Source organism: Sphingomonas floccifaciens, from assembly GCF_042681125.1.
Lineage (GTDB): Bacteria > Pseudomonadota > Alphaproteobacteria > Sphingomonadales > Sphingomonadaceae > Sphingomonas > Sphingomonas floccifaciens.
Genome location: NZ_JBHUFC010000002.1, coordinates 665,721 through 690,890 on the forward strand (window position 1 = coordinate 665,721; position 25,170 = coordinate 690,890).

Here is a 25,170-nt window from a genome sequence, read left to right on the forward strand (position 1 = left end):
ACCCTCAGGCGGCTTGAGCGACGGGCGCGCGGCGCGAATGGGCGAGGGTGGAGAAATACACGTCCTCCAGCCCACCATCGACGAGCGTGAAGCCGTCGCCGGGGTCGCCCTGCGACAGGATGTGGACGATCGTCCGTCCGGCGAATAGGCGGGTCGAGATGACTTCGTGGCGTTCGCGCGTCGCGTCGAGGTCGTCGCGCGCGATCGTCTTGGCCCACACCGTCCCGCGCGACCGCTGGATCAGGTCGAGCGGAGCGCCTTCGAGCTGGATGCGCCCGGCCGCCAGCACCGCCATCCGCGGGCACAGGTCGGCGACGTCCTCGACGATGTGGGTCGACAGGATGACGACGACATTCTCGCCGATCTCGGCCAGCAGATTGAGGAAGCGGTTGCGCTCCTCGGGATCGAGGCCGGCGGTCGGTTCGTCGACGATGATGAGTTCGGGGTTGCCGATCAGCGCCTGCGCGATGCCGAAGCGCTGGCGCATGCCGCCGGAGAAACCCGCGATCGCCTTCTTACGGACGGACCAGAGATTGACCTGGTTCAGCAGCGTCTCGACCGTCGCCTTGCGCTCGGATGCGGAAGCGATGCCCTTCAGCACGGCCATATGGTCGAGCATGTCGTAGGCGGAGACGCGCGGATAGACGCCGAAATCCTGCGGCAGATAGCCCAGGCGCTCGCGAAGGCGTTCGGGGTTGGCGATGATGTCGATCTCGCCGAAGCTGATCCGCCCCGACGTCGGTGTCTGGAGCGTTGCGATCGTCCGCATCAACGTCGACTTGCCAGCGCCGTTGGGACCGAGCAGCCCGTACATCCCCTTAGGGATGCTGAGCGTCACGTCATCCAGCGCGCGCGTGCCGTTGCCATAGATATGGGTGACCGACGTCAGTTCCAACACGTATGATTCTCCCCCCGAGATGGACGGAGTGTAGCGGGCGTGTTGGGATTGTAAAACACCTTCCTTCCCATCACGCCGGACGTGATCCGGCATTCAGAACCGCAAGCAATGGCCCCTGTGACTCTGGATGCCGGATCAAGTCCGGCATGACGGTGAATGGATAGACTTACCGTCCTCCCGGTCCCATCCAGTCGGTGTCGCCGATGGGGTCGCCCGGGGGGACGTCCGGCGTACGGGGGCGTTCGGCGATCAGGGTGGCGAGCGTCTGCGGGTTGAGCAACTGGCGCGACAGGCCGGCCGCCCATGTGCCTTCATCGCCGGTCGCGGTCAGCTTCGACAGCCGGGTCGCGATCCGGGTGACGCGCTCGTTGAGCAATGCGGAAGCCTCCGGCGGGGTGGCGTTCGCACGTCCGGCCTGCGCCATCGCGACGATCGCGCGGGTTGCGACCCGGCGGGTCAGGGAGTCGGCGAAGCGCGTCACCGCCGCTGCCTCGACCGCGTCGAGCAACGCGGTGACGCCCGGCATCGCGGGATCGATCGCATGCTGCGCCTCCAGCCGCTGCAATCGCCGCGGGGCGAGCAGCGTGCCGAGTGCAAGCTGCGTTGCGGTGTCGGCGGCGACCAAGGGATCGAACACCGGTCCGCCCGCAGTTTCGAACAGCTCGATGTCGAACTGGCGGTTGCCCGTCCCGTTGCGTGGGGCGGACAGCAGCAGCGGCAGGGCGGGTGGCAGGCGCAGGGCTTCGGGGGAGATCGTGCGCAGGATGGCGGCGATGGCGGCGCGCTGGCTGGTGGCGGGAACGGCCTTTGGGGCGCCCCGCGGATCGCCCTTCACCGTGTAGGCGAAGTCGACCCCGCCTACCGACTTGGCCGCGGCGACCAGTTGGTAGCGATGCAGCAGGTAGATCGGCACGAAGCGGCGGCGCAGCGTCGACATCGGCTCGCCGGGCAGCAGATTGCGTTCGCCGAACTGCGCGATGGCGGCGCGGCGGACGGTCATCAGCCGATCGAGCTCGGCGACCGGGTCGGCGCCGTCGTCCCACAGCCCGCCCCAGGGCTGCGCGGTATCGGGTCGCCTTGCATTGTCGTCGGGGACGTAACGCCAGCCCTTGGCGGCGACCGCGTTGGCCTTTACGTCCGCAGTCGCATCGTCGCCGTACAGCCAGTCGACCGTCGCGATATCCCACGCGCCGAGGCCGACCCCATAAGCGTCCGACAAGTCCGGCTTGCCGCCGACCAGCGTGATCCGCGGGGGCGGATAGTCCATGACCGACGCGCGGTTCTGCGTGCTCGCGGCGAAATTGTGCGCGAAGCCGATCGAATGACCGACCTCATGCGCGGCAAGCTGACGCAGGCGGGCGATGGCGACTTGAGCGGGGTCATTCGGCTCGCCGGTGCCGGTCAGGCTGGCGTCGACCAACCCCTGGAAAATCTGGATATCCTGCCGCGCCCGTTCCGAGCCGAGCACGACCATGCCGCGCAGGATTTCGCCGGTTCGCGGGTCGGCGACCTGCTGGCCATAGGCCCAGCCGCGCGTCGCACGGTCGACCCAGGTGATCAGGCTGTACCGCGCATCCAGCGGGTCTGCGCCGGCGGGGAGCGGGCGGACGTCGAAGGCGTCGATATAGCCCGCCGCCTCGAACCCCGCCTTCCACCAGCTCGCACCCTCGATCAGCGCGGTGCGGATCGGCTCGGGCGCGGCGGGGTCGACATACCAGATGATCGGTTGCTTGACCCGCGAGCGCGCCGCGCGGGGATCGGTCTTCTCCAGCCGGAAACGGTTGGCGAAATCGAACACGACGTCCTGCCCCAGCGGCACGCCATAATCGACCGCCTGCGTCGCAAAGCCGGTCACTCGCGGATCGGCGCGACGCGGGACATAGCCGGGGGCGGGGAGCGCCATGAAGCTGTGATGGATGGAAAGCGTGACGCGGCGCGGTTCGGGCGCGATGTTGCTGACCTCCGCGCCCGGCGTGTCCGAGGCGAAGGTCTGGAGCGAGTCGATCTCGACGTTCCGCGGAAAGACTTTCACCGACGCCGGGTCGGCGGCGGACAGCGCCGCGTCGAGCTTGAAGCCGCGACCCGCACCCTGCGCATCGCCCCCGCCCAGGCTGCCGCCCTCCTGCCCCAGCGCCGCGGCGATTCCGGCGGTGTCGGTCGCCAGGAACGGCGCGAGGTCGACGACGATCGTTCCGTCCGGATTGGTGCGGGCGATCTCGCCCATCCAGACGACCGACGTCGCGAAGTCCGGCGAGCGTGCGTCGGGCTGACCGGGGACGCGGAAGCGGGGGTTCTCGTACTGGACCGCGACCTTTCGGCCGACGCGGCGGAACGCGATTAATTGCGTCTCGCCGAGCTTGCCCCTGTCGAGCGACGTCGGCGCGGCACCGAGACCGCTGCGCAGGCCGGGGGTGTAGAGGTAGCGCCCGGAGACGCCATCGGCGTCTGGGCGGGGCAGGGTGACGAGGATCTTGCCGGTGGCCTGATCGGCCTCGACGCGCAGCAGGGGCGCTTCGGCGCGGTCCTCCGCAATGGCGGGGGCGGCGACGGTCGCGAGCAGGACGGCGGCGTAGAGTGGTCGCATTGTAAATTCCCCCAACCGTTCGTGCCGAGCCTGTCGAAGCGTCGCTCTTTTTGCCGCACGGTCAGCCTATTTGTATCGGAGAACGGTGCTTCGACAAGCTCGGCATGAAGGGGGAGGGGTAGGGGAAACCCATCCTTCGTCATCCCCGCGGAGGCGGGGATCAATTCTGGCTGAATGTGGTGAGACTCACACCCTTCAGCGACTATTGATCCCCGCCTTCGCGAGGATGACGGCGGGGGCGCCGAAATGTCGGTGGAGGGGCTGGAGATCGAATTGCTGAGGTTTGAGGCTGAACCGCCTCACCCCGCCGACCGCCGCTCGATCAGCCGCGTCGGCAGCACCGAGCCCTCGACCGGCTTTCCCGCGATCGAGGCGATCAGCGTGTCGACCAGCACTTCGCCAGCGCGCGCATAGTCCTGGGCGATCGTAGTCAGCGGTGGTTGGGCGTTGGCGGCGGCGGGCAGGTCGTCGAAGCCGATGACGGCGACGTCCTGCGGCACCCGGCGTCCGGCCTCGGTCAACGCGCGCATCGCGCCGATCGCGATCAGGTCGGAAGCGGCGAAGATGCCGTCGAAGGGGATGTCGCGCATCATTAGCCGCCGCGCGGCGTCCTCGCCTGCATCCTCGAACGCGACGACATCGACTTGCAAGCCCGGATCGACTGGCAATCCGGCCTCGCGCAATGCCTGCGTCAGCCCGCGGTAACGGTCGGCGAACTCCGGATATCGCTCCGACGCGTCGCCCAGAAACGCGATGCGGCGGCACCCGCGCGCGATCAGCCGGCGTCCGGCGATCAGTCCGCCCTGCACATTGTCGCACCCGATCGTCGTTCCCGGCTGTCCCGGTCGCACCGATCCCCAGCGCACGAAATGCGTCTTCTGCGCGACCAGCTGGTCCAGACGCACGCGATACGCCTCGTAATCGCCATAGCCGAGCAAAATGATGCCATCCGCCTTGCGGCTGTCCTCGTAATCGACGTGCCAGTTGGCCGACAGCTGCTGGATCGACACGAGCAGGTCGAAGCCGCGCTTGGCGCAGGTCCGCGTGATCGATCCCAGCATCGACAGAAAGAAGGGGTTGATGAGCGAGTCGTCGAGCGCCGGGTCCTCGAAGAACAGCAGCGCCAGCGTATTCGTCAGCCCGCGGCGCAGCGAGGAAGCGTTCTTGTCGACCTTGTAGTTCAGCTGGCGCGCGATCGCCTCGATCCGGATGCGCGTCGCCTCGCTGACCGTCTTGTCGCCACGCAGCGCCCGGCTGACGGTCGGCTGCGATACGCCCGCCAGTTCCGCGATATCGAATGACGTCGGCTTGTCGTGCGACATACTCCTCCCCTCAGATCCCGCACCGTAGCGCGCGCGCAACACAGGTCAAAGCTCGCACTTGAATACGTATGCCGTCCGCTTCCCCAAAACCTGCGCCTGATCCACATCGTGGGACACAGCCACCCGTGGGGGTGGTGCCCGAGGCACGCGACGAAGAAAGCGCGAAGCCGGGTCAGGAGAGGGACTTTCATGCGGTATTCCAGCAACATGTCGATGCGCCGGCGCGGCGCTCTGATCGTAGGCGCGAGCGTGTTGGCGCTGTCGATCGCCACGCCGGCGCTTGCGCAGGAGGCGCAGAACGCGCCGGTCGAAAACCCGCCGAGCGGCCCGGTCGCGCCCGGTACGACGTCGGACGAGACGGCCGCCGAGATCGTCGTCACCGGCATCCGCGGCTCGCTGGAGGCATCGGCCCGCACCAAGCGCAACGCGACGATGATCGTCGACTCCGTGTCCGCCGAGGACGTCGGCAAGCTGCCCGACGTGTCCATCGCCGACTCGCTCGCCCGCATCCCCGGCGTCACCGCCCAGCGCCTCGAGGGCCGCGACCAGCGCCTGTCGATCCGCGGCCTCGGCCCCGATTTCTCCACGACACTCCTCAACGGGCGCGAGCAGGTGACGGTCGGCGACAACCGCGGCGTCGAGTACGATCAGTATCCGTCCGAATTCTTCCAGAACGTCAACGTCTACAAGGGCGCCGACCCCGCCCTGATCGCCGCTGGCATCTCGGGCACCGTCGACCTGCGGATGCTACGCCCGCTGGACCAGGGCAAGCAGACGATCGTCGTTTCCGCGCGCGGCCAGATGAACGACAAGAAGACGCTGAACCCCGACGGCACCCGCTACGGCTATCGTGCGTCCGCGACCTATGTCGATCAGTTCGCGAACGACACGTTGGGCATCGCGATCGGCGCGTCGGCGACGCAGACCCCGACCCAGATCGAACGCTACGCCGCGTGGGGCTTCCCCAACGCGTCGCAGGCGGGCGGCAATCTGATCCTGGGCGGTGCCAAGCCCTATGTGCAGTCGAACCTGCTGAAGCGCTATGGCGGCGTCGCGACGATCGAATGGCGTCCGTCGGATCGCTTCCACTCGACCTTCGATGCGCTCTATTCGAACTTCGAGGAAACGCAGCGCCTGCGCGGCATCGAATTCCCGGTGAACCCGGACTGGTCGGGCACGCAGAATAACGGCACGACCGTGATCGCGCCGGGCTATACCGTGTCGAACGGGCTGGTGACCGGTGCGACGATCAGCAACGTCGTCGCGGTGCAGCGCAACGACTATAACCGCCGCAAGGCCGAGAACCTGTCGCTCGGCTGGAACAACGACTTCGCGATCACCGAGACGACGCATCTGAAGGTCGATGCCAGCTGGAGCCGTGCGACCCGCACCGACTTCCTGCTGGAGACCTATTCGGGCACCGGCTACAACGCCAGCGGCGCGAAGGACACGATCCGCATCAGCCAGAACGGCGACGGCACCTACGACATCGTGCCGACGCTCGACTATTCGAACACCAGTATCATCCGCCTGACCGATCCGCGCGGGTGGGGCTATAACGGCACGGCCGCGGTGGTACAGGCGGGCTTCCTCAACCAGCCCGACTTCACCGACGACCTCAAGTCGCTGCGCGCCAGCCTGGACGGCGAGTTCGGCAATCTGGGCGTGATCAAGGGCTGGGAAATCGGCGGAAACTTCAGCCGTCGCAGCAAGGAGAGCAACTACACCTCCTATTTCCTCTGTCCCAAGGGCGCGGGGACCAACTGCACCGTGTCCAGCGGAACGCCGACCAGCCTGGCGGTGCCCAGTGACGTGCTGCTCGATCGGCAAGTGAGCCTGGATTACCTCGGCGTGCCGAAGATGCTGACCTATGATCCGCTCAAGGTCTACGCGCTGCTGAATTCGGTCTACGACAACCGCCCGTCGTCGCTGGTGCGCGACAATGTCGTGACCGAGAACGTCTGGACCGGGTACGGCAAGATCGTCATCGACGGCCTCGCCGGCGGCAAGCCGCTGAAGGGCACGATCGGCGTCCAGGTCGTCCACACCGAACAAAGCTCGGACGGCGCAATCGCCAGCCTGTTGAATGGTGTGGTTACGACCTCGCCGGTGACCGGCAAGGCCAGCTATACCAACATCCTGCCGTCGGCGACCATGTCGGTCGAGCTGGTGCCGGACTTTTACGTCAAGTTGAACGCGGCGCAGACGATGGTCCGCCCGCGCCTCGATCAGGAGCGCATCACGCAGGACGTGGGCATCAACACGTCCAACATCGGTCGCGGCAGCCTGCCGCAGAACAGCCCGTTCAGCTCGAACGGCGGCAACATCAACCTGCGCCCGTACAAGTCGACCAACATCGACATCAGCGTCGAGAAATATTTCAACGACGGCGGCTATCTGGCCCTGACCGGCTTCTACAAGCACCTGACCGACTTCGTCGATCCGTCGAGCTCGACCCTGTTCGACTTCTCCGGGCTGCTCCCGGCGTTGAGCGCGGCGCAGCAGGCGACGATCCGCAGCCAGAACGCGCAGTTCGGTCTCGTCTCACAGCCGACCAATTCGGGCGGCGGCGACGTGCTGGGGGTCGAGGCGACGGCATCGCTCCCGTTCAGGATGTTTACCAGCGCGCTCGACGGGTTCGGCGTGTTCGTGACCGGCACCTATGTCGACAGCGCGATCAAATATGGCTCCAATCCGACGACCGCGATCACCATCCCGGGCCAGTCGAAGTGGGTCGGCACCGCGACCGGCTATTTCGAAAAGGGCGGGTTCCAGACGCGCGTCACCTATCGCTACCGCTCCAGCTTCCTCGCCGAGCTGGCGGGTCTGTCGGCCAACCCCGAGTTCCGTCAGGGCAAGGCCGAAGGCGTGCTGGACGCGCAGATCGGGTACGAGTTCAAGTCGGGGCCGCTGACCGGCCTGTCGATCCTGCTCCAGGGCAAGAACCTGACCGACGAGCCGTTCGTCACCAGCGAGGCGAGCGACCCGCGGCTGGTGCGCGAATATCAGCGGTACACGCGCGATTATTATCTGGGCGTGACGTACAAGTTCTAACGACCTGCGCTCTGCCCGTTCGTGCTGAGCCTGTCGAAGCACTGCCTTTCTTCTTCGTGCCGCGAGGCATGACGCACGAAGAAGGGCAGCCCTTCGACAAGCTCAGGGCGAACGGGGAGGGAAGGGTACTGTGATCCTCAGGCGGATGTCAGACGGGAGCGCGGACATGACGACCAACCCACCGATCCGCATTGTGATCGCCGGCGGCGGATCGGCGGGGTGGATGTGTGCCGCCGCGCTGTCGCGCTTCCTGGGTGACGGCTTCACCGTGACGTTGGTCGAATCCGACGAGATCGGCATCGTCGGCGTCGGTGAAGCGACGATCCCGCAGATCCGGCTGTTTAATCAAGCGCTGGGTATCGACGAGGATGCATTCGTCCGCGCGACCGGAGCGACGTTCAAGCTCGGGATCGAGTTCGTCGGCTGGGGTGCACTGGACGAGCGCTACATGCACGCCTTCGGCAACGTTGGGCGCGATAGCGGGCTGATCCCGTTTCATCACACATGGCTGCGGGGTGTCCGGGATGGCGTCGCCCGACCATTGGGCGATTATGCGCTGAACAATGTGGCCGCGCTCGCTAACCGGATGCAGCGCGGGGCGGCGCGGACGGCGTCGGTGCTGCCCGACATGCCCTATGCCTTTCATTTCGACGCGAGCCTCTACGCCGCCTACCTCCGCCGGTTCGCCGAAGCGCGTGGAGTGACGCGGGTCGAGGGTCGGATCGTCGATGTGGAGCGGGACGGGGAGAGTGGCGACGTTGCGGCGCTGACGCTCGATCGCGACCGCAGGGTCGAGGGCGACCTGTTTCTTGACTGCACCGGCTTCCGTGCGCTGCTGATCGAAGGCGCGCTCGGGGCGGGCTATGAGGACTGGACCCGCTGGCTGCCGTGCGATCGGGCTATGGCGGTGCCGTCGGTGCGTGCGATGGACTTCACGCCCTACACCCGCGCCACCGCGCACGGTGCGGGGTGGCAATGGCGCATTCCGCTCCAGCACCGGACCGGGAACGGGATCGTCTACAGCTCCGCGCATCTGAACGACGATGCGGCGCGCGATCATCTGCTCGCAAACCTCGACGGCACCCCGCTGGACGATCCGCGACCGCTGCGGTTCGTCACCGGGCGGCGGCGCGAGTTGTGGAAGGCGAACGTGATCGCGATCGGCCTCGCGTCGGGCTTTCTCGAACCGCTCGAATCGACCAGCATCCACATGATCCAGTCGGCGATCGAACGCGTGCTGAAGCTGCTCCCCAGCCGCCGCATCGCACAGGTCCAGCGCGACGAATATAATCGACAGGCTGTGTTCGAATATGAGCGTATCCGCGACTTCATCCTGCTTCACTATGTCGCCAACCGCCGCGACGAACCGTTCTGGCGCGAGCGGCGAGAGACGGCGCTGCCCGATACGCTGCGGGCAAAGCTCGACCTGTGGAAAGCCGCCGCGCAGATCACGCGCGAGCATGAGGAATTGTTCACCGAAGTCGGCTGGTTGCAGGTTCTGGTCGGGCAGGGGGTCATGCCCGACACCTGGCATCCGCTCGCCGATGCGATGCCGGCGGAGCAGGTGGCGGAATTTCTCGACATTTTGCCGAAACTGAACGCCCGTGAGGTAGCCCAGATGCCCGGACATGCGGATTTCATCGCACGCTATTGTGCAGCGGCGGAAGGAGTGGCGGCATGAGCCTGGCCCTGGCGTTGATTCTGGCGGCCAACTTATCCCCCGTTCGTGCTGAGCTTGTCGAAGCACCGCTCTTGGAGCCGCGAGCGAATGGCGGGAGTATCGGAGAACGGCCCTTCGACAAGCTCAGGGCGAACGGATCGGGGGAGAGCGTTCGCACCCGCGAGGGCGGCGAGTTCCGCGCCCGTCCGCCCGAGGACGAGATCATCTACTTCGTCCTGCCCGACCGCTTCGACAACGCCGATCCGTCAAACGATCGCGGCGGGTTGAAGGGCGGGCCGCTCCAGACCGGCTTCGATCCGACGCGCAAGGGCTTCTATCATGGCGGCGATCTGAAGGGGCTGATCCGCCGGCTCGACTATATCCAGGCGCTCGGCGCGACGGCTTTGTGGGTCGGACCGATCTTCAAGAACAAGGCGGTGCAGGGCGCGCCTGGGCAGGAGAGCGCCGGGTATCACGGGTACTGGATCACCGACTTCACGACCGTCGACCCGCATCTGGGTACCGATGCCGATTTCCGTGCGCTGGTCGACGCCGCGCATGCGCGCGGGATGAAGGTCTATATGGACATCATCGTCAACCATACGGCGGACGTGATCCAGATTCGCGAGTGTGCGGGGCGGAGCGAATGTGTCTATCGCAGCCGCGCCGACTATCCGTACCAGCGCCGGGGCGGGGTCACGGGACAGCCGATCAATCCGGGGTTCGCGGGAGACGGCGTCCACACGGCCGACAACTTCGCGACGCTGACCGATCCGTCCTACGCCTATACCCCCGTGGTCCCGGCGGCGGAGAAGGGGATCAAGGTTCCGGCCTGGCTCAACGACGTGACGCTCTACCACAACCGCGGCGACACGACGTACCGGAACGAAAGTTCGACGATGGGCGATTTCGTCGGGCTGGACGATCTGATGACCGAGAACCCGCGGGTGGTCGCGGGAATGATCGACATCTTCGGCGGCTGGATCGACCGCTACGGCATCGACGGCTTCCGCATCGACACCGCCAAGCATGTGAACCCGGAATTCTGGCGGGTTTTCATCCCGGCGATGGAGGCACGCGCCAAGGCCAAGGGCATCGCGAACTTCCATATGTTCGGCGAAGTGTCGGAACACGACATTCGCCCCGCCGCGCTGGCCGAATGGACGCGGACCGCGGATCTGCCGGCGGTGCTCGACTTCGCGTTCAAGGAAGCGGTCGCGGCGACGGTCGCCGGCACGCAGGGTACCGTTCTGTTCGAGCATCTGTTCGACGGCGATGCGATATACGCCAAGGGCGCCGACACCGCCCGCATCCTGCCGACCTTCACCGGCAACCATGACGACGGCCGGATCGCGACTTCGATCCGCAAGGCCTTTCCGGCCGCGCCGGAAGCGGAGATCCTCGACCGGGTGAGGCTGTCGAACGCGATGCTGCTGACGCTGCGCGGCGTGCCGACGATCTATTCGGGCGACGAACAAGGCTTTGCCGGCGATGGCGGCGATCAGGACGCGCGCGAGGATATGTTCGCCAGCAAGGTGGCAAGCTACAACGACAACCGGCTGGTCGGATCGACCCGGACCACCGCGACCGAGAATTTCGGTTCCGATGGCGCGCTGTTCCGCCAGATCGCCGAACTGTCCCGCATCCGGCGTGCCGAGCCGGCGCTGCGGCGGGGCACGACGGTGATCCGCTATCGCCAGGACACGCCGGGCCTTCTCGCCATTTCGCGCATCGATCCGGCGACGGGGCGCGAAGTACTGCTGACGTTCAACACCTCGACCACGCAGGTGACCCGACAGGTGCAGGTCGAAGTCGCCTCCGCCCGCTTCGCCGCGCTCGCCGGCGCTTGTGCCTCCACCGCCACCGCGCCCGGCAGCGTCACCGTCACGCTGCCGCCGCTCGGCTATTCCATTTGCGCCTCGGATTCGAAATGACCGTACAGACCCTGCCTCGCACCGATACCGCGACCGCCGCCGACTGGTGGCGGGGGGCGGCGATCTACCAGATCTATCCGCGCAGTTTCGCCGATGCGAACGGCGACGGTGTCGGCGACCTCGCTGGCATCACCGCGCATCTCGATTATGTCGCCAGCCTGGGCGTCGATGCGATCTGGCTGTCGCCCTTCTATACCTCGCCGATGGCCGATTTCGGCTATGACATCGCCGATTATTGCGACGTCGATCCGATCTTCGGCACCCTTGCCGATTTCGATGCCCTGGTCGCGCGCGCGCATGCGCTGGGTCTGAAGGTCATCGTCGACCAGGTCTATGCGCACACCTCCGACCAGCACGCCTGGTTCGCCGAGAGCCGCAGCGATCGGCACAATCCCCGCGCCGACTGGTTCGTCTGGGCCGACGCCAAGCCCGAAGGCTCGCCGCCCAATAATTGGCAGTCGGTGTTCGGCGGCCCGGCCTGGACCTGGGACGCGCGGCGCGGGCAATATTACATGCACAATTTCCTGAACAGCCAGCCGCAGCTCAACTGCCACAACCCGGATGTCCAGGACGCCCTGCTCGATGTCGCTCGCTTCTGGCTGGACCGCGGGGTCGACGGTTTCCGCGTCGATGCGATCAACTTCTCGATGCACGACCCGGCTCTCACCGACAATCCGCCCGCGCCGACCGGTAATGGGGTGCGAACGCGGTCGTTTGATTTCCAGCTGCACGTCCATAACCAGTCGCACCCTGATATCCCGCTGTTCCTCGAAAGGCTGCGCGGCGTCCTCGACGACTATGGCGCGACCTTCACCGTGGCCGAGGTCGGCGGGGCGGACAGTGAGCGCGAGCGCAAGGCGTTCACCGCGCCTGGCCGGCTGGACAGCTCCTACGGCTTCGATTTCCTCTACGCGAGCGCGCTGACCCCGCGGGTCGTGGCGGAGGCGGTCGAGGCTTGGCCCGACACGCCCGGCATCGGCTGGCCGAGTTGGGCGTTCGAGAACCACGATGCCCCCCGCGCCGTGTCGCGCTGGGCGGGCGACCGCGATGCCCACGCCTTTGCCGCGATGAAGTTGCTGCTGCTCGCCTGCCTGCGCGGCACGATCATCCTGTACTATGGCGAGGAATTGGGACTGACCCAGGTCGACGTGCCCTTCGAGCGATTGCAGGACCCGGAGGCGATCGCGAACTGGCCGCTGACGCTTTCGCGCGATGGCGCGCGTACGCCGATGCCGTGGCGAGGCGATGCTCCTGGGTTCGGTTTTTCGACCGCCGATCCCTGGTTGCCGACCGGCCCAGATCACGGGGCGCTGGCGGTCGACCGGCAGGAAAGTGACGACGCTTCGCTGCTTAATCTCACGCGCCGCTTGTTGAAGCTCCGCCACGCAAGCGACGCGCTGATGCTGGGCGACATGACCATATTGACCGCGAGCGACGACGTGCTGGTCTTCGAGCGCCGGGCGCCCGGAGAGGTACTGCGCTGCGCCTTCAACTTCGGCACGCAGTCGGTCGATCTGGCGCCGGAGGGTAAAGACCGTTGGCACATCGTCGACCGTGTCGGCACAGTCGACGGATGGAATTTGACCGGCCCCGCGGGGCTGATCGCAAGGGAGAGTGCCTGATGACCCGGACGTTCGTGAGCCTGCTGGCGCTGGTCGCCGCTCAGCCCGCGTTGGCCGATGTGGTGGCGACGGCGACATCGCCCGACAAGTCGATCGCCGTTGCTGTGTCGATCGATAACGACGGCCGCGCGTCGTACGCCATCACCCGGAAGGGCAAGCCGGTGATCGCCAACAGCGCGCTCGGCTTCCTGTTCACCGACGCGCCGAAGCTCGACCGCTATTTCGCGCTGGTCGACGCCAAGACCTCGAAGAGCGACACGACCTGGACCCAGCCGTTCGGCGAATGGCAGTCGATCCGCGACAATCACACCGACCTCGTCATCCGCCTGAAGGAAAAGGTCCGTGACCAGCGCGAGATGCAGGTCACCTTCCGCATTTTCGACGACGGTGTCGGCTTCCGCTACACGCTCCCCGACCAGCCCAATCTGCATCACGCGAACATCGCCGATGAACTGACCGAATTCGCTATCGCTGAGGATGGCGTCGCCTGGTGGAAGCCGGCGTACGGCTGGAACCGCGAGGAATATCTCTACAACGCCACGCCGATTTCGGGCGTCGGCACCGCACAGACCGTCGCGACGTTCAAGCTGGCCAGCGGCACGCATCTCGCAATCCATGAGGCGGCGCTGGTCGATTATTCGGCAATGAACCTTCAGCGGTTCGAGGGCACGAAGTTTAAGGCAAACCTGACGCCCGGCTCCGGCGCGCCGAAGGTCAGTCGTGACGCTGGCTTCTCGACTCCGTGGCGGACGATCGCGATCGCCGACGATGCGCCCGGGCTCTATTATGCCAGCCGCATGACGCTGAACCTCAACGAGCCGAACAAGCTGGGCGACGTGTCGTGGATCGAGCCGGGCAAGTTCGCCGGCGTCTGGTGGAACATGATCAAGGGCGTGTGGAGCTGGTCGCGCGGGCCGATCCACGGTGCGACGAACGCGCATGTCCGTCAGTATATCGATTTCGCCGCAGCCAACGGCATCAAGTCGGTGCTGGTCGAGGGCTGGAACGTCGGTTGGGACGGCGACTGGTTCGGCAACGGCAACGACATGAATTTCAGCCAGCCGACCGAGGATTTCGACATCAAGGCGCTGTCGGAATACGCGCGGGGCAAGGGCGTCCGCCTCATCGGTCACCATGAGACGGGCGGCTCGGTCAGTCATTACGACAAGCAGCTCGACACTGCGTTCAAATTCGCCGCCGACCATGGCGAGCGGACGGTGAAGACCGGGTACGTCAGCGACGCCGGCCAGATCGAACGCGTCGATGCTGATGGCTCGAAGCACCGCGAATGGCACGAGGGCCAGTGGATGGTGAACCATCACCAGCGCGTCGTCGAGACCGCGGCGAAGTACAAGGTATCGATCGACAGCCACGAGCCGGTCAAGGACACAGGGCTCCGCCGGACCTATCCCAACTGGGTGGCGCGCGAGGGCGGGCGCGGCATGGAATATATGAGCTGGGCCGGCAAGAACCCGCCCGAGCATGAGGCGAACATGGTCTTCACCCAGCTGCTCGGCGGACCGATGGACTTCACGCCGGGCATCGTTAGCCTGAAGGGCAGCGAGAACAGCGACATCCCCTCGACGCTCGCCAAGCAACTGGCGAACTATGTCGTCATCTACTCACCCGTCGTCATGGTCGCCGACACACCCGAGGCCTATGCGCAATATCCGGGCGCCTTCCAGTTCATCAAGGATGTCCCCACGGACTGGTCCGACACCCGCGTTCTGAACGGCGAGGTCGGCGATTACGTCACGATCGTGCGCAAGGCGAAGGGTTCGAACGACTGGTTCCTGGGGTCGGTCGGCGACGAACAGCCGCGCACGACGACGATCAGCCTCGATTTCCTCGATCCCGGCAAGACTTACACCGCGCAAGTCTATCGTGACGGGCCGAACGCCGATTACCGGACGCCCAATCGCCATGCGATCACGATCGAGAGCAGGCCGGTGAAGCGCGGCGACACGCTGACGCTGGCGTTGGCGCCGGGCGGCGGACAGGCGATCCGCTTCGTGGCGCCGGGTGGGGCGAAGGGTAAGCGGCGGAAATGATCGGTGCCCCAGCCCCGTTCGTGCTGAGCCTGTCGAAGCACCGCCTTTCCTCGCTCGAAGGAGAAGGGCAGCCCTTCGACAAGCTCAGAGCGAACGGGGAGGGCGCATTGCGCCGGCTCTTTGCGAAAGCCGTGGGAAACCGAAAATGACAATCAACCGCCGCCCGCGCCAAGGCTTCGCCGGCCTCTGGAACATCAGCTTCGGCTTCTTTGGCATCCAGATCGGCTTCGCGTTGCAGAACGCCAACATGAGCCGCATCTTCCAGTCGCTCGGCGAAAGCGTCGACGACCTTGCGTTTCTGTGGATCGCGGCGCCTCTGACCGGGCTGATCGTCCAGCCGATCATCGGTCACTATTCCGACCGAACCTGGGGGCGGTTCGGGCGGCGGCGGCCGTATTTCTTCGGCGGGGCGGTTTTTGCCGCGCTCGCATTGCTCGGCATGCCGGATGCCCCCGCGCTGTGGGCCGCCGCCGTCCTGCTCTGGGTACTCGATGCGTCGCTGAACGTGTCGATGGAGCCGTTCCGCGCCTTCGTCGGCGATATGCTCGACAAGGACCAGCATACCGCGGGCTATGCGATCCAGACCGCCTTCATCGGGGCGGGCGCGGTGGTGGGATCGGCGACGCCGTACTTGCTCGACTGGTTGGGCGTCTCGAATACGGCGAGCGGGGGCGGGGTTCCCGATACGGTACGGCTCAGCTTCTACGGCGGCGGCGTGGTGCTGTTCCTGGCGGTGCTGTGGACGGTGCTGACGACGCGCGAATATTCGCCCGAACAGATTGCCGCCTTCGACGATACCGGTCCGGTCGACACCGCTGCGCCACCGACACCGCAATCCCCGGCGGGCGCGCTGGCCTGGATCGGTGGCGGGCTTGGTATCGGCGTGCTGGTCGCGGCGGTCGGGCTGGAGAAGGAGCTTTACCTCCTTGCCGCGCTGCTGATCTCATACGGCATCGCGCGGATCGTCGTGGCGCGACTGCATGCGGCGGGGCGGAGCGACAATCTGTTAAGCCACATCGTCGGCGACTTCGCCGGCATGCCGTCGATCATGAAGCGCCTCGCGCTCGTCCAGTTCTTCACCTGGTCGGCGCTGTTTATCATGTGGATCTACACGACGCCCGTGGTCGCCCAATATGCCTTCGGATCCGGTGATCCGGCAAGTGCGGCGTATAATGCAGGCGGGAACTGGGTCGGGATCCTGTTCGCGACCTACAACGGCGTGGCGGCGCTGGCCGCGCTGTTCCTGCTCCGGCCGCTGGCGCGGGCGATCGGGACGGTTCGGACGCATGCGCTGTGCCTGGCGATCGGGGCGCTTGGTTTCCTCTCGTTCCTGTTCGTCCGCGATGCCGAATTGCTGCTGTTGAGCGAGGTCGCGATCGGGATCGCCTGGGCGTCGATCCTGGCGATGCCCTATGCCATCCTCGCCTCCAGCTTGCCGCAGGCGAAGCTGGGCATCTACATGGGGTTGTTCAACGTCTTCGTCGTGCTGCCCCAGCTGCTGGTCGCGACGGTGATGGGGACGATCGTGCGGCACCTGTTCCCGACCGAGCCGATCTGGACGATGGCCTTTGCCGCAGGGGTGATGGCGCTGGCGGCGGTTGCGACATTAAGGGTGCGGGAGGCCTGACGGGATTTGCGACCGCTCGGCGTAGGTGTGATTCTCAGATCGATCGGAAGCCGCTGTAACATCCTCCCCTGTAAGGGGAGGTGGCTGGCGAAGCCAGACGGAGGGGTGTCAAGCTCTCTGGATGGGTTACACCCCTCCGTCGCGCTTGCGCGCGCCACCTCCCCTTGCAGGGGAGGATCGATATCACGCGCCCCCCAACCTTCTCAGCATCGGCGCGACGATGGGCGTCGTCAGCATCGTGCTCGCCACCGCCATCAGCAGCAGCGCGGTGAAGGTCGCGCTGGTGATGATCCCCTTATCCAGCAGGATGTTGGCGAAGATGATCATGATCAGCGCCTTGGTCTGTAACAGCCATCCGATCACATGCGTCTCCCGCCGCGGCCATTTGAGGATGCGCCCCGCCAGGTGAACCCCCGCGAGCTTGCCGCCGACACTCGCTAGCAACAGCAGCGCCGCCGCGGCGAAGACGGCCGGGCCGCCACCCTCCCAACTGGTCTTGAGGCCGGTCGACAGGAAGAACACCGGCATGGCGACGAGCAGGATGACAGAGCGGAACGCGTCCATCGCCTCCAGCTCGAACCATTCGGCGTCGAGGATCGCGCCCGACAGGAATGCGCCGACCATATAGTGCAGCCCCGACCAGTCGGCGCCGAAGCCGCATAAGGCCAGCCAGATGATCCCGACATACCAGCGATCAGCCTTGCCTAGCCTGCGCATCATCATCCGCACCAGGACCGCCGCGACTCCGAACGCGATCAGGAAGCCCAGCTGTCGACCGATGCGGTCCCAATCGAGCAGGATGAGCGCGAGCACGCCCCAGATCGCGATATCGTCCGCGCTGGCATAGCGCAGGATCCGCTGGCCTAGCGGCTCGCGAAGGATCGCCAGCTTCTCCATCAACAGGATGAGGATGGGCAGCGCAGTGACGGCACACGCCATGCCGATCCCGAGCACCGCCTGCCAGTCGCGCGCGTTCGGTCCCGACCAGCCGGGCCAGCGGAGCAGGAACGCCGCCGCGAGCGCCCCAAAGGTCAAGGGAATGCCAAGCGCAAGCCCTGCGGTGATTCCGGTTTCGCGCCGGTTCGCCCACGCCTGGTGCAGGTCGAGTTCGATCCCCGCCACCCACACGAACAGCATCACCGCCCACCATGCGATCCCGTTCAGCGCGGCTATGACCGGCGGGGCGAAAACATGGTCATAGACGGCAGGGGCAAATGCGCCGAGCACGCCGGGTCCGAGCAGGATGCCGCACAGGATCTGCACGACGACCAGCGGCGCCCAATAGTCGGTCCGCCCGAGCCGCCAGACCAGATAGGGCGCGCTGAAGATCACGAGGATCGCGATCAGGAAAATCTCGGTCGTATTCACCTCGCCCCCCATCCGCGAACCGCGAGATTGGCGCGTGCCGGGCCGGCGATCAAGTCGCACCCCAGGGCGGCGGATCGAGCGTGTCGCGCAGGAAGGCGATGAAGGCGGTCAGCGCCGCCGGCGTCGCCGGCGCGCGCGGATGAAGGGCGTAGATCGCGAGGTCGTCCGGCCCCGACCAGTCGGGCAGGATGCGCACCAGCCGCCCGTCGGCCAGCGCATCGGCCACGTCCCACAGCGACCGTAGCGCAATGCCGGCGCCGGTTAGCGCGAGTTCGCGGACCAGTTCGCTGGAGTTCGTGCCGACACGACTGATCACGTCGATCGCGCGGCGTTGCCGACCGTTGGCGAGCCGCCACGGCGATTGCCCGTCCGCCGCGAGTAAGGCCCGGCCGGCAAGTTCGGCGATCGTCTGCGGCACGCCGTGCGCGGCGCAATAGGCGGGACTTGCGCATAGCAGACGCGGATTGGAAGTCAGCCGATGTGCGACCACGCTGGCGGGCACCTGCGCCGTGATACGGATCGCCAGGTCGACGCGATCGGCGAACAGATCGACGGTTCCATCGGTCAGGTCGAGGTGAAGCTGCACTGCCGGATAGCGATCGACGAACCGGTGCAGAGCAGGCGCGATGTGCAGCCGGCCGAACGAGGTCGGGGCCGATACGCGCAGCGGCCCGCTGGGCGTGTCACGGATGCCGGTCAGCCGTTCCTCCGCCGCCCGCATCGCTGCCAGGATCTGCGTCACATCGGCGTGGAAGCGCTCACCCGCATCCGTCAGCGCGAGCCGGCGGGTCGTGCGGTGGACCAGACGCACGCCCAGGCGCGCCTCCAGCCGCGCCAGTCGCTTCGACACCATCGCCGGCGAGATGCGCAAAGTGCGTGCCGCGGCGGACAGGCTGCCGCTATCCACGACGGTGGCAAACAGGGCGTAATCGGGGTCCATTCGTTCTCCATAGGAAAAACTCTGTGAACATCTTCGTCTCTACCGTCTGGAATATCACCCGTCTATCTTTCCGGGGACGGAGGGACGATGATGGAACGGTATCGCGACTGTGCTGGACTGAAGATCGCGGAGCCGCTTGCGACGTTTCTGGAAGCGGAGGCTTTGCCGGGGACCGGAATTGCGCCCGATCGCTTCTGGACCGGACTGTCGGACATCTTTGCGCGTTTCGCACACGACAACCGCGCGCTGCTGGCGACGCGCGATGCGATGCAGGCAGCGATCGACGATTGGCACCGCGCGCGATCGGGCGCGCCGATCGATGCGGGGAAGTACCAAGCTTTCCTGCGCGAGATCGGCTATCTGGTCGACGAACCTGCGCCGTTTACCGTCTCCCCCGGCGCGGTCGATGCGGAAGTCGCGACGCTGGCCGGGCCGCAACTGGTCGTTCCGATCCTGAACGCACGCTTCCTGCTGAACGCCGCCAATGCGCGCTGGGGCAGCCTGTACGACGCGCTCTACGGCACCGACGCGATCGATACCGCGCCGGCAGCCGGCGGCTATGATGTCGAGCGGGGGGCGAAGGTCATCGCCTGGGCAAAGGCCTTCCTCGACCGCGCCGCGCCGCTCGCGGCGGGCAGCTGGGTCGATTGGGGCGGGGGCATGCCGGAGCTGGCCGCCCCGGCGCAGCTCGTCGGCCGATCGGGCGATGCGCTGCTGCTGCGCCATAATGGGCTGCATATCGAGCTCGTCATCGACCGCGATCATCCGATCGGACGCACCGATCCGGCCGGGCTGGCCGACATCGTGCTCGAGTCGGCGCTCAGCGCGATCGCCGATCTGGAAGACTCGGTCGCAGCGGTCGATGCGGAGGACAAGGTCGCCGCCTATCGCAACTGGCTCGGCCTGATGCGCGGCGACCTGACCGCGACGTTCGATAAGGGTGGGCGCCAGGCGACGCGTCGGTTGGCGGCCGACCGCAGCTATATCGCGCCGGATGGCAGCCCGATCACGCTGTCGGGGCGCAGCCTGATGTTCGTGCGCAACGTCGGTCATCTAATGACCACCCCCGCCGTCCTGCTGGCGGATCGCAGCGAGGCGCCGGAGGGTATCCTTGATGCGATCGTCACCAGCCTGATCGCGCTGCACGACATCCGCGGCGCGAAGGCAAACAGTCGGGTCGGCGCGATCTATATCGTCAAGCCGAAGATGCACGGACCCGACGAAGCGGCCTTCACCGACCGGCTGTTCGACGCGGTCGAGGATGTGCTGGACCTGCCGCGTCACACGATCAAGATCGGCGTCATGGACGAGGAACGGCGCACGTCCGCCAATCTGGCCGCATGCATCCACGCCGTGCGCCACCGCATCGTCTTCATCAACACCGGCTTCCTCGACCGCACCGGCGATGAACTCCACACATCGATGCTGGCGGGCGCGATGCTGCGAAAGGGCGACATGAAGGGGGCGGACTGGATCGCCGCCTATGAGGATCGCAATGTCCAGATCGGCCTCGCCTGCGGTCTGTCGGGCAGGGGGCAGATCGGCAAGGGCATGTGGGCGGCACCCGATCGTATGGCGGATATGCTCGCACAGAAGGTCGCGCATCCGGTGAGCGGCGCGACGACCGCCTGGGTGCCGAGCCCGACCGCGGCGACACTGCATGCGACGCACTATCACATCATCGACGTCGCCGAGCGCCAGCGTGTTCGTGCGGCGGAGCCCATCGCATCGCTCGACAGGCTGCTGACGATCCCGCTCGCCGCGGGGCGGAACTGGAGCACCGAGGAGGTCGCCGCCGAACTCGACAATAATGTTCAAGGTTTGCTCGGCTATGTCGTCCGCTGGGTCGACCAAGGCGTCGGCTGTTCCAAGGTGCCCGACATTCACGATGTCGGCCTGATGGAGGATCGCGCGACGCTGCGCATCTCGTCGCAGCATATCGCCAACTGGCTGCTCCATGGGGTCGTCACCCGCGATCAAGTCGATGCGGCCTTTACGCGGATGGCGGTGAAGGTCGATGCGCAGAACGCGGCCGATCCGGCCTATCGCCCGCTTGCTGACGGCGATGGCGTCGCGATGCGCGCGGCGAAGGCGCTGGTGTTCGAGGGGCTCACCCAACCGAACGGCTATACCGAGCCGCTGCTCCACCGCTATCGCGCCGAGGCGAAGGCGGCGGCTTGACCGGGGGGCGGGGGGCGGTAGCACGGGCGGTAATGTCGACCCGTCCCGTCAGCCGGCCCCAATCGGGCTCCACCATCCGCGATGTGGCGGCATCGGCCGGCGTGTCGATCCGCACCGTTTCGCGCGTGCTCAATCGCTCGCCAAAGGTGAATGCGGAGACGCGCGAGCGGGTCGAGGCGACGATCGCGACATTGGGGTTCCGACGCAGCGCACGGGCGCGGGGGCTGGCGACGGGGCGGTCTTATCTGATCGCGCTGCTGCACAATGACCGCAATGCGCTGGTTCTCGACACGCTGCAACGCGGCGTCGTCGAGGCGGCGGCAGAGCGAGGCTATGAGCTTGTCGTCCATCCCGCGCCCGCAGAAGAGACCGATGCGGTCGCCGATATCCTCGATTTCGTCGGGCGGTCTCGGATCGACGGGCTGGTTGTGATGGCGCCGGTGTCGGGGATCGTGGGACTCGCGGACGAACTCGCGGCAGCCGGTGTTCCGGCGGTCGCGCTGGCGGCGGTCGGGATCGCGGGTTTCTCTGACATGCTGGTGAGCGACGAACGCGGCGCGGCGGCGGATGTCGCGCGCTATCTGCGCGGACTGGGTCACGCTCGCGTCGGTCTGGTCAACGGCCCGCTCGACGCGCAATCGGCGCAAGAGCGGCGGTCCGGCTTCCTGAATGCGGCTGAGGGAATGGCGGTCGTCGAAGCGCCGGGCGACTATGGCTTCGATGCCGGCGTCGCGGCCGGAGATGCGTTACTCGGCATCGAGCCGCGACCCACGGCGATCTTCGCGGTCAACGACATCATGGCGGCGGGCGTGCTGAAGGCGGCGGCGGCGCGGGGGATCGCGGTGCCGCGCGACGTGTCGGTAGTCGGTTTCGACGGCAGCATGCTTGCGCGGATGCTGACGCCGGCGCTGACCTCGGTCCACCGCCCGCTCGCCGACATGGCGCGGTCGGCGACGACCCGCCTGCTCGACATCATCGAGGGCGGGGACGACGCAACCCCGCTGACCGCGCAGCTGACGCTGATCGAAGGGGAATCGTCGGGTCCGGCGCCGATCGGCGTTCAATAGCCGTTCGGATCGGAAAGTCGCTGATGCGCGCTTTCTACCGCCGTCACGAAGCGAGGATCACCGGACAGATCCCCGAACACTTCGCGCATGCCCAAGATCGCGCGCCAGTCGCCTCCAGCCGCCAACAGCCGGTCGGACATCGGATCGGTGATCCGCTCGCCCGCTGCTGCGGCCCGCTCGACGAAGCGCAGCCATGCCGCGATCGGCACTGTCAGCCGCTCGATCGGCCGCCCCGCCGCCAGCGCCTCGCGGGTCGTGTCGATGATGCGGTAGGGCAGCTTCTGCGAGCCGTCCCACGCGATCTGCGACAGCCTGTGCTCGATCGCCGGATTGGCGAAGCGCTTCAGGATCGCGGAGATATAGGCGTCGACGTCGAGCCCCGCGGGCGGGTTCAGCGACGATGCGATGTCCTGGCGCATCAGGCTTTCGGCGAAGGCGGCGAGCTTGGGATCGCGCATCGCGTCGGCGACGCTGCCATGTCCCAGGCCGAGGCCGACATAGGCGAGGGTCGAATGCGGGCCATTGAGAAGGCGCAGCTTCGCCGCCTCATAGCCGTGAACGTCGTTGGTGAAGGTCACGCCCGCCCGATCGAGCTCGGGACGCTCGCCGGCGAAGTCGTCCTCGATCACCCATTGGGTAAATCCTTCGCGCTGGATCGGCCAGGCGTCCTCCAGCCCGATCGCCTCGGCCACGCGGGCGCGGAGAGCATCGTCGGTCGCCGGCGTGATCGAATCGACCATCGCGTTCGGAAAACGGACCTCGTCCTCGATCCAGCGGGCAAGGTCGCCGTCGCGGGCCGCCGCAAAGGCCCTGACCGCCGCACCCAGCTTGCGGCCGTTGCTGGCGAGGTTATCGCATGACAGCACGGTGACGCCGGGCAGGCCTTTACGCCGCCGCTCCGCAAGTCCGGCGGCGATCCAGCCGATGGCGGTCGTCGGCGTGCCGCCCTCCAAATCCTTCGCTATGCCCGCGTGCCCGGTATCGAGCGTCCCGTCGCCGGCCAAGCAATAGCCCTTTTCGGTCACCGTCAGGCTGATGATCCGCGTGTCTTCGCCTGCCAGTGCGGCAAGTACGGCATCGCTGTCCTGCGTGGTCAGAACACGTCCGATCGAGCCGATGACGCGATACGATATCTGCTCGTCGAGCAAGGCCAGCGTGTAGAGCCCGTCCTGCGGGTTCAGCGCATCGGCGACCGAGGTCGAATTGAGGCTGATCCCGGTGATCCCCCAGCGCGGGTCGTCCGCCAGCAGCGTATCAAAGGCCGCCGCCTGATGCGCGCGGTGAAAAGCGCCAGGGCCAAGATGGACGACACCCGACTTCACCGCCGAACGGTCATAGCCCGGCGTGGCGACGCCGGCACGAACCTGCGCCAGCGTGGCGTTCGACAGCCGGGTCATGCCGCGGCCTTCTTGGCTACCGGCGTTTCCAGCCCATAGGCTTTGCGGACCAGCCCGTTGGTCAATTCATAGGCCAGCTCCGCTGCCTCCCAATCCTCCAGCCGGTGTTCGGCGACCAGCCGGGCGAGCCAGCCGCAGTCGATCCGCCTGGCGACGTCGTGGCGCGCCGGGATCGACAGAAAGGCGCGGGTGTCGTCGTTGAACCCGACCGTGTTGTAGAAACCGGCCGTCTCCGTCGTCATCTCGCGGAAGCGGCGCATCCCCTCCGGACTGTCGTGGAACCACCATGCCGGCCCCAGCTTCAGGCACGGATAATGCCCGGCAAGTGGTGCCAGTTCGCGGGCGTAAGTGCTTTCGTCCAGCGTGAAGAGAATGATCGTCAGGTCGCGTTCTGTCCCGACCACGTCGAGCATGGGCTTGAGCGCGCGGACATAATCGGTGCGCGACGGGATATCGGCACCCTTGTCGCGGCCGTAGCTGGCGAACAGGCCGGCGTTGTGATTGCGATAGGATCCGGGGTGGATCTGCATCGTCATCCCGTCCTCGACGCTCATCTTCGCCATTTCGGTGAGCATCTGGGCGCGGAACAGCTCCGCATCGGCACCGTCGGCCGTGCCCGCGATGATCCGACCGAACAGCGCCTCGCTCTCCGCCGCCGACAGATTGGCGGTCTGAGCCGTCGCAAAGCCATGATCGGTCGCGGTGGCGCCGGCGGCGCGGAAGTCGGCCCGGCGCTTGCGATGCGCAGTGAGATAGCCCGACCAGCTTTCGACGTCCTCGCCGGTCAGCTCGGCGAAGCGGGCGAGGGCAGGGCGGAACGCCTCATGCTCGGCGTCGATCACCGAGTCCGGGCGATAGGTGGTGACGACGCGGCCCTGCCAGCCCGAGCGGCGAATGGCGGCGTGATGCTCCAGCGGGTCATCGGCGCCCTCGGTCGTCGCCAGCAGTTCGATTCCGAACCGTTCGAACAAGGCGCGCGGGCGGAAGGCCGGGGTCGCCAGCGCCTCGCCGATACGGTCGAAGTAAAGATCGGCGCTTGCCGCCTCCAGCGCGACGTCAAGCGCGAAGACCGTCGAGAAGGCGTGGTCGAGCCACATCCGCGACGGCGTGCCCCGGAACAGGTGATAATTCTCGGCAAAGGTCCGCCACGCGGCGCGCGGATCAGTCGCCGGGACCCCGCGCTTGTCGGGCACGCACAGCGCATCGAGCGACACGCCCTGCGAATACAGCATCCGGTAGAGATAGTGATCGGGCGCCAGCAGCAGTTCGGTCGCGTTGGACCATGGCGCGTCGCCGGCGAACCAGGCGGGGTCGGTATGGCCGTGCGGGCTGATGATCGGCAGGTCGGCGACCGTCGCGTACAGCTCGCGTGCGATGGCGCGGGTCGTCGGATCGGCGGGCAGCAGGCGGTCGGGATTCAGGGTCAGCGGGCGCACGTGTCTCTCCTTGATCGCCGCCGGATAAT

Annotated in this window: 15 protein-coding genes; 8 read left to right on the forward strand and 7 right to left on the reverse strand. The window is 66.6% G+C overall.

Going from position 1 to position 25,170, the window contains the following annotated elements:
* Positions 1-4 precede the first annotated feature (4 nt).
* The 3 genes from ACFSC3_RS06005 to ACFSC3_RS06015 form a co-directional block, all read right to left on the reverse strand.
* Entirely contained in the window at positions 5-898 is an 894-nt protein-coding gene (locus ACFSC3_RS06005; RefSeq protein ID WP_380939484.1) for an ABC transporter ATP-binding protein, read from the reverse strand.
* 166 nt (positions 899-1,064) lie between these two features.
* Positions 1,065-3,482 carry a zinc-dependent metalloprotease gene (locus tag ACFSC3_RS06010; RefSeq protein WP_380939485.1) on the reverse strand — a complete coding sequence of 806 codons (2,418 nt, stop codon included), beginning with the start codon at positions 3,480-3,482 and terminating at the stop codon, positions 1,065-1,067.
* Between the two features lie 299 nt (positions 3,483-3,781).
* Entirely contained in the window at positions 3,782-4,804 is a 1,023-nt protein-coding gene (locus ACFSC3_RS06015; RefSeq protein WP_380939486.1) for a LacI family DNA-binding transcriptional regulator, read from the reverse strand.
* A gap of 189 nt (positions 4,805-4,993) precedes the next feature.
* Here ACFSC3_RS06015 and ACFSC3_RS06020 point away from each other — a divergent pair, with 189 nt between their 5' ends.
* The 6 genes from ACFSC3_RS06020 to ACFSC3_RS06045 all read left to right on the forward strand — a co-directional run bounded on the left by ACFSC3_RS06020 (position 4,994) and on the right by ACFSC3_RS06045 (position 16,752).
* On the forward strand, positions 4,994-7,858 hold the full coding sequence (locus ACFSC3_RS06020; RefSeq protein WP_380939487.1) for a TonB-dependent receptor: 2,865 nt from the start codon (positions 4,994-4,996) through the stop codon (positions 7,856-7,858).
* 166 nt (positions 7,859-8,024) lie between these two features.
* Entirely contained in the window at positions 8,025-9,539 is a 1,515-nt protein-coding gene (locus ACFSC3_RS06025) for a tryptophan halogenase family protein (protein ID WP_380939488.1), read from the forward strand.
* Positions 9,536-11,452: an alpha-amylase family glycosyl hydrolase gene (locus tag ACFSC3_RS06030; protein WP_380939489.1), complete on the forward strand. Its 1,917-nt coding sequence runs from the start codon at positions 9,536-9,538 to the stop codon at positions 11,450-11,452. Before ACFSC3_RS06025 ends, ACFSC3_RS06030 begins: the two co-directional genes overlap by 4 nt.
* On the forward strand, positions 11,449-13,074 hold the full coding sequence (locus tag ACFSC3_RS06035) for an alpha-glucosidase (RefSeq protein WP_380939490.1): 1,626 nt from the start codon (positions 11,449-11,451) through the stop codon (positions 13,072-13,074). Before ACFSC3_RS06030 ends, ACFSC3_RS06035 begins: the two co-directional genes overlap by 4 nt.
* A complete protein-coding gene (locus tag ACFSC3_RS06040) occupies positions 13,074-15,125 on the forward strand; it encodes a glycoside hydrolase family 97 protein (protein WP_380939491.1) in 2,052 nt (683 codons plus the stop codon). Before ACFSC3_RS06035 ends, ACFSC3_RS06040 begins: the two co-directional genes overlap by 1 nt.
* 145 nt (positions 15,126-15,270) lie before the next feature.
* Positions 15,271-16,752, forward strand: coding sequence for an MFS transporter (locus ACFSC3_RS06045; protein WP_380939492.1), 1,482 nt, complete (start codon positions 15,271-15,273; stop codon positions 16,750-16,752).
* Between the two features lie 183 nt (positions 16,753-16,935).
* Here the strand turns inward: ACFSC3_RS06045 and ACFSC3_RS06050 are convergent, their stop codons facing one another.
* Entirely contained in the window at positions 16,936-18,120 is a 1,185-nt protein-coding gene (locus ACFSC3_RS06050) for a cation:proton antiporter (RefSeq protein ID WP_380939493.1), read from the reverse strand.
* A gap of 49 nt (positions 18,121-18,169) precedes the next feature.
* Positions 18,170-19,060 (reverse strand): LysR substrate-binding domain-containing protein, encoded by an 891-nt coding sequence (locus ACFSC3_RS06055; RefSeq protein WP_380939494.1) that lies wholly within the window; start codon positions 19,058-19,060, stop codon positions 18,170-18,172.
* Positions 19,061-19,150: 90 nt separating this feature from the next.
* Here ACFSC3_RS06055 and ACFSC3_RS06060 point away from each other — a divergent pair, with 90 nt between their 5' ends.
* Positions 19,151-21,241 carry a malate synthase G gene (locus tag ACFSC3_RS06060; protein ID WP_380939675.1) on the forward strand — a complete coding sequence of 697 codons (2,091 nt, stop codon included), beginning with the start codon at positions 19,151-19,153 and terminating at the stop codon, positions 21,239-21,241.
* Positions 21,242-21,273: 32 nt separating this feature from the next.
* Positions 21,274-22,308, forward strand: coding sequence for a LacI family DNA-binding transcriptional regulator (locus ACFSC3_RS06065; protein ID WP_380939495.1), 1,035 nt, complete (start codon positions 21,274-21,276; stop codon positions 22,306-22,308).
* On the opposite strand, the gene ACFSC3_RS06070 is transcribed toward ACFSC3_RS06065, so the two are convergent.
* Complete coding sequence (locus ACFSC3_RS06070) at positions 22,302-23,705, reverse strand: mannitol dehydrogenase family protein (protein ID WP_380939496.1); 1,404 nt, start codon at positions 23,703-23,705, stop codon at positions 22,302-22,304. The two genes, ACFSC3_RS06065 and ACFSC3_RS06070, sit on opposite strands and share 7 nt — an antisense overlap.
* A complete protein-coding gene (uxaC, locus tag ACFSC3_RS06075) occupies positions 23,702-25,141 on the reverse strand; it encodes a glucuronate isomerase (protein WP_380939497.1) in 1,440 nt (479 codons plus the stop codon). Before uxaC ends, ACFSC3_RS06070 begins: the two co-directional genes overlap by 4 nt.
* Positions 25,142-25,170: the final 29 nt, after the last annotated feature.

What these genes read in the sequence shown, in the direction of transcription:
- ACFSC3_RS06035 (WP_380939490.1), top strand. Translation starts at nt 11,449, where the DNA reads ATGACCGTACAGACCCTGCCTCGCACCGATACCGCGACCGCCGCCGAC.
- ACFSC3_RS06020 (WP_380939487.1), top strand. Translation starts at nt 4,994, where the DNA reads ATGCGGTATTCCAGCAACATGTCGATGCGCCGGCGCGGCGCTCTGATC.
- ACFSC3_RS06040 (WP_380939491.1), top strand. Translation starts at nt 13,074, where the DNA reads ATGACCCGGACGTTCGTGAGCCTGCTGGCGCTGGTCGCCGCTCAGCCC.
- ACFSC3_RS06045 (WP_380939492.1), top strand. Translation starts at nt 15,271, where the DNA reads ATGACAATCAACCGCCGCCCGCGCCAAGGCTTCGCCGGCCTCTGGAAC.
- ACFSC3_RS06010 (WP_380939485.1), bottom strand. Translation starts at nt 3,482, where the DNA reads ATGCGACCACTCTACGCCGCCGTCCTGCTCGCGACCGTCGCCGCCCCC.
- ACFSC3_RS06070 (WP_380939496.1), bottom strand. Translation starts at nt 23,705, where the DNA reads ATGACCCGGCTGTCGAACGCCACGCTGGCGCAGGTTCGTGCCGGCGTC.
- ACFSC3_RS06055 (WP_380939494.1), bottom strand. Translation starts at nt 19,060, where the DNA reads ATGGACCCCGATTACGCCCTGTTTGCCACCGTCGTGGATAGCGGCAGC.
- ACFSC3_RS06025 (WP_380939488.1), top strand. Translation starts at nt 8,025, where the DNA reads ATGACGACCAACCCACCGATCCGCATTGTGATCGCCGGCGGCGGATCG.
- ACFSC3_RS06060 (WP_380939675.1), top strand. Translation starts at nt 19,151, where the DNA reads ATGGAACGGTATCGCGACTGTGCTGGACTGAAGATCGCGGAGCCGCTT.
- ACFSC3_RS06065 (WP_380939495.1), top strand. Translation starts at nt 21,274, where the DNA reads ATGTCGACCCGTCCCGTCAGCCGGCCCCAATCGGGCTCCACCATCCGC.
- ACFSC3_RS06030 (WP_380939489.1), top strand. Translation starts at nt 9,536, where the DNA reads ATGAGCCTGGCCCTGGCGTTGATTCTGGCGGCCAACTTATCCCCCGTT.
- ACFSC3_RS06015 (WP_380939486.1), bottom strand. Translation starts at nt 4,804, where the DNA reads ATGTCGCACGACAAGCCGACGTCATTCGATATCGCGGAACTGGCGGGC.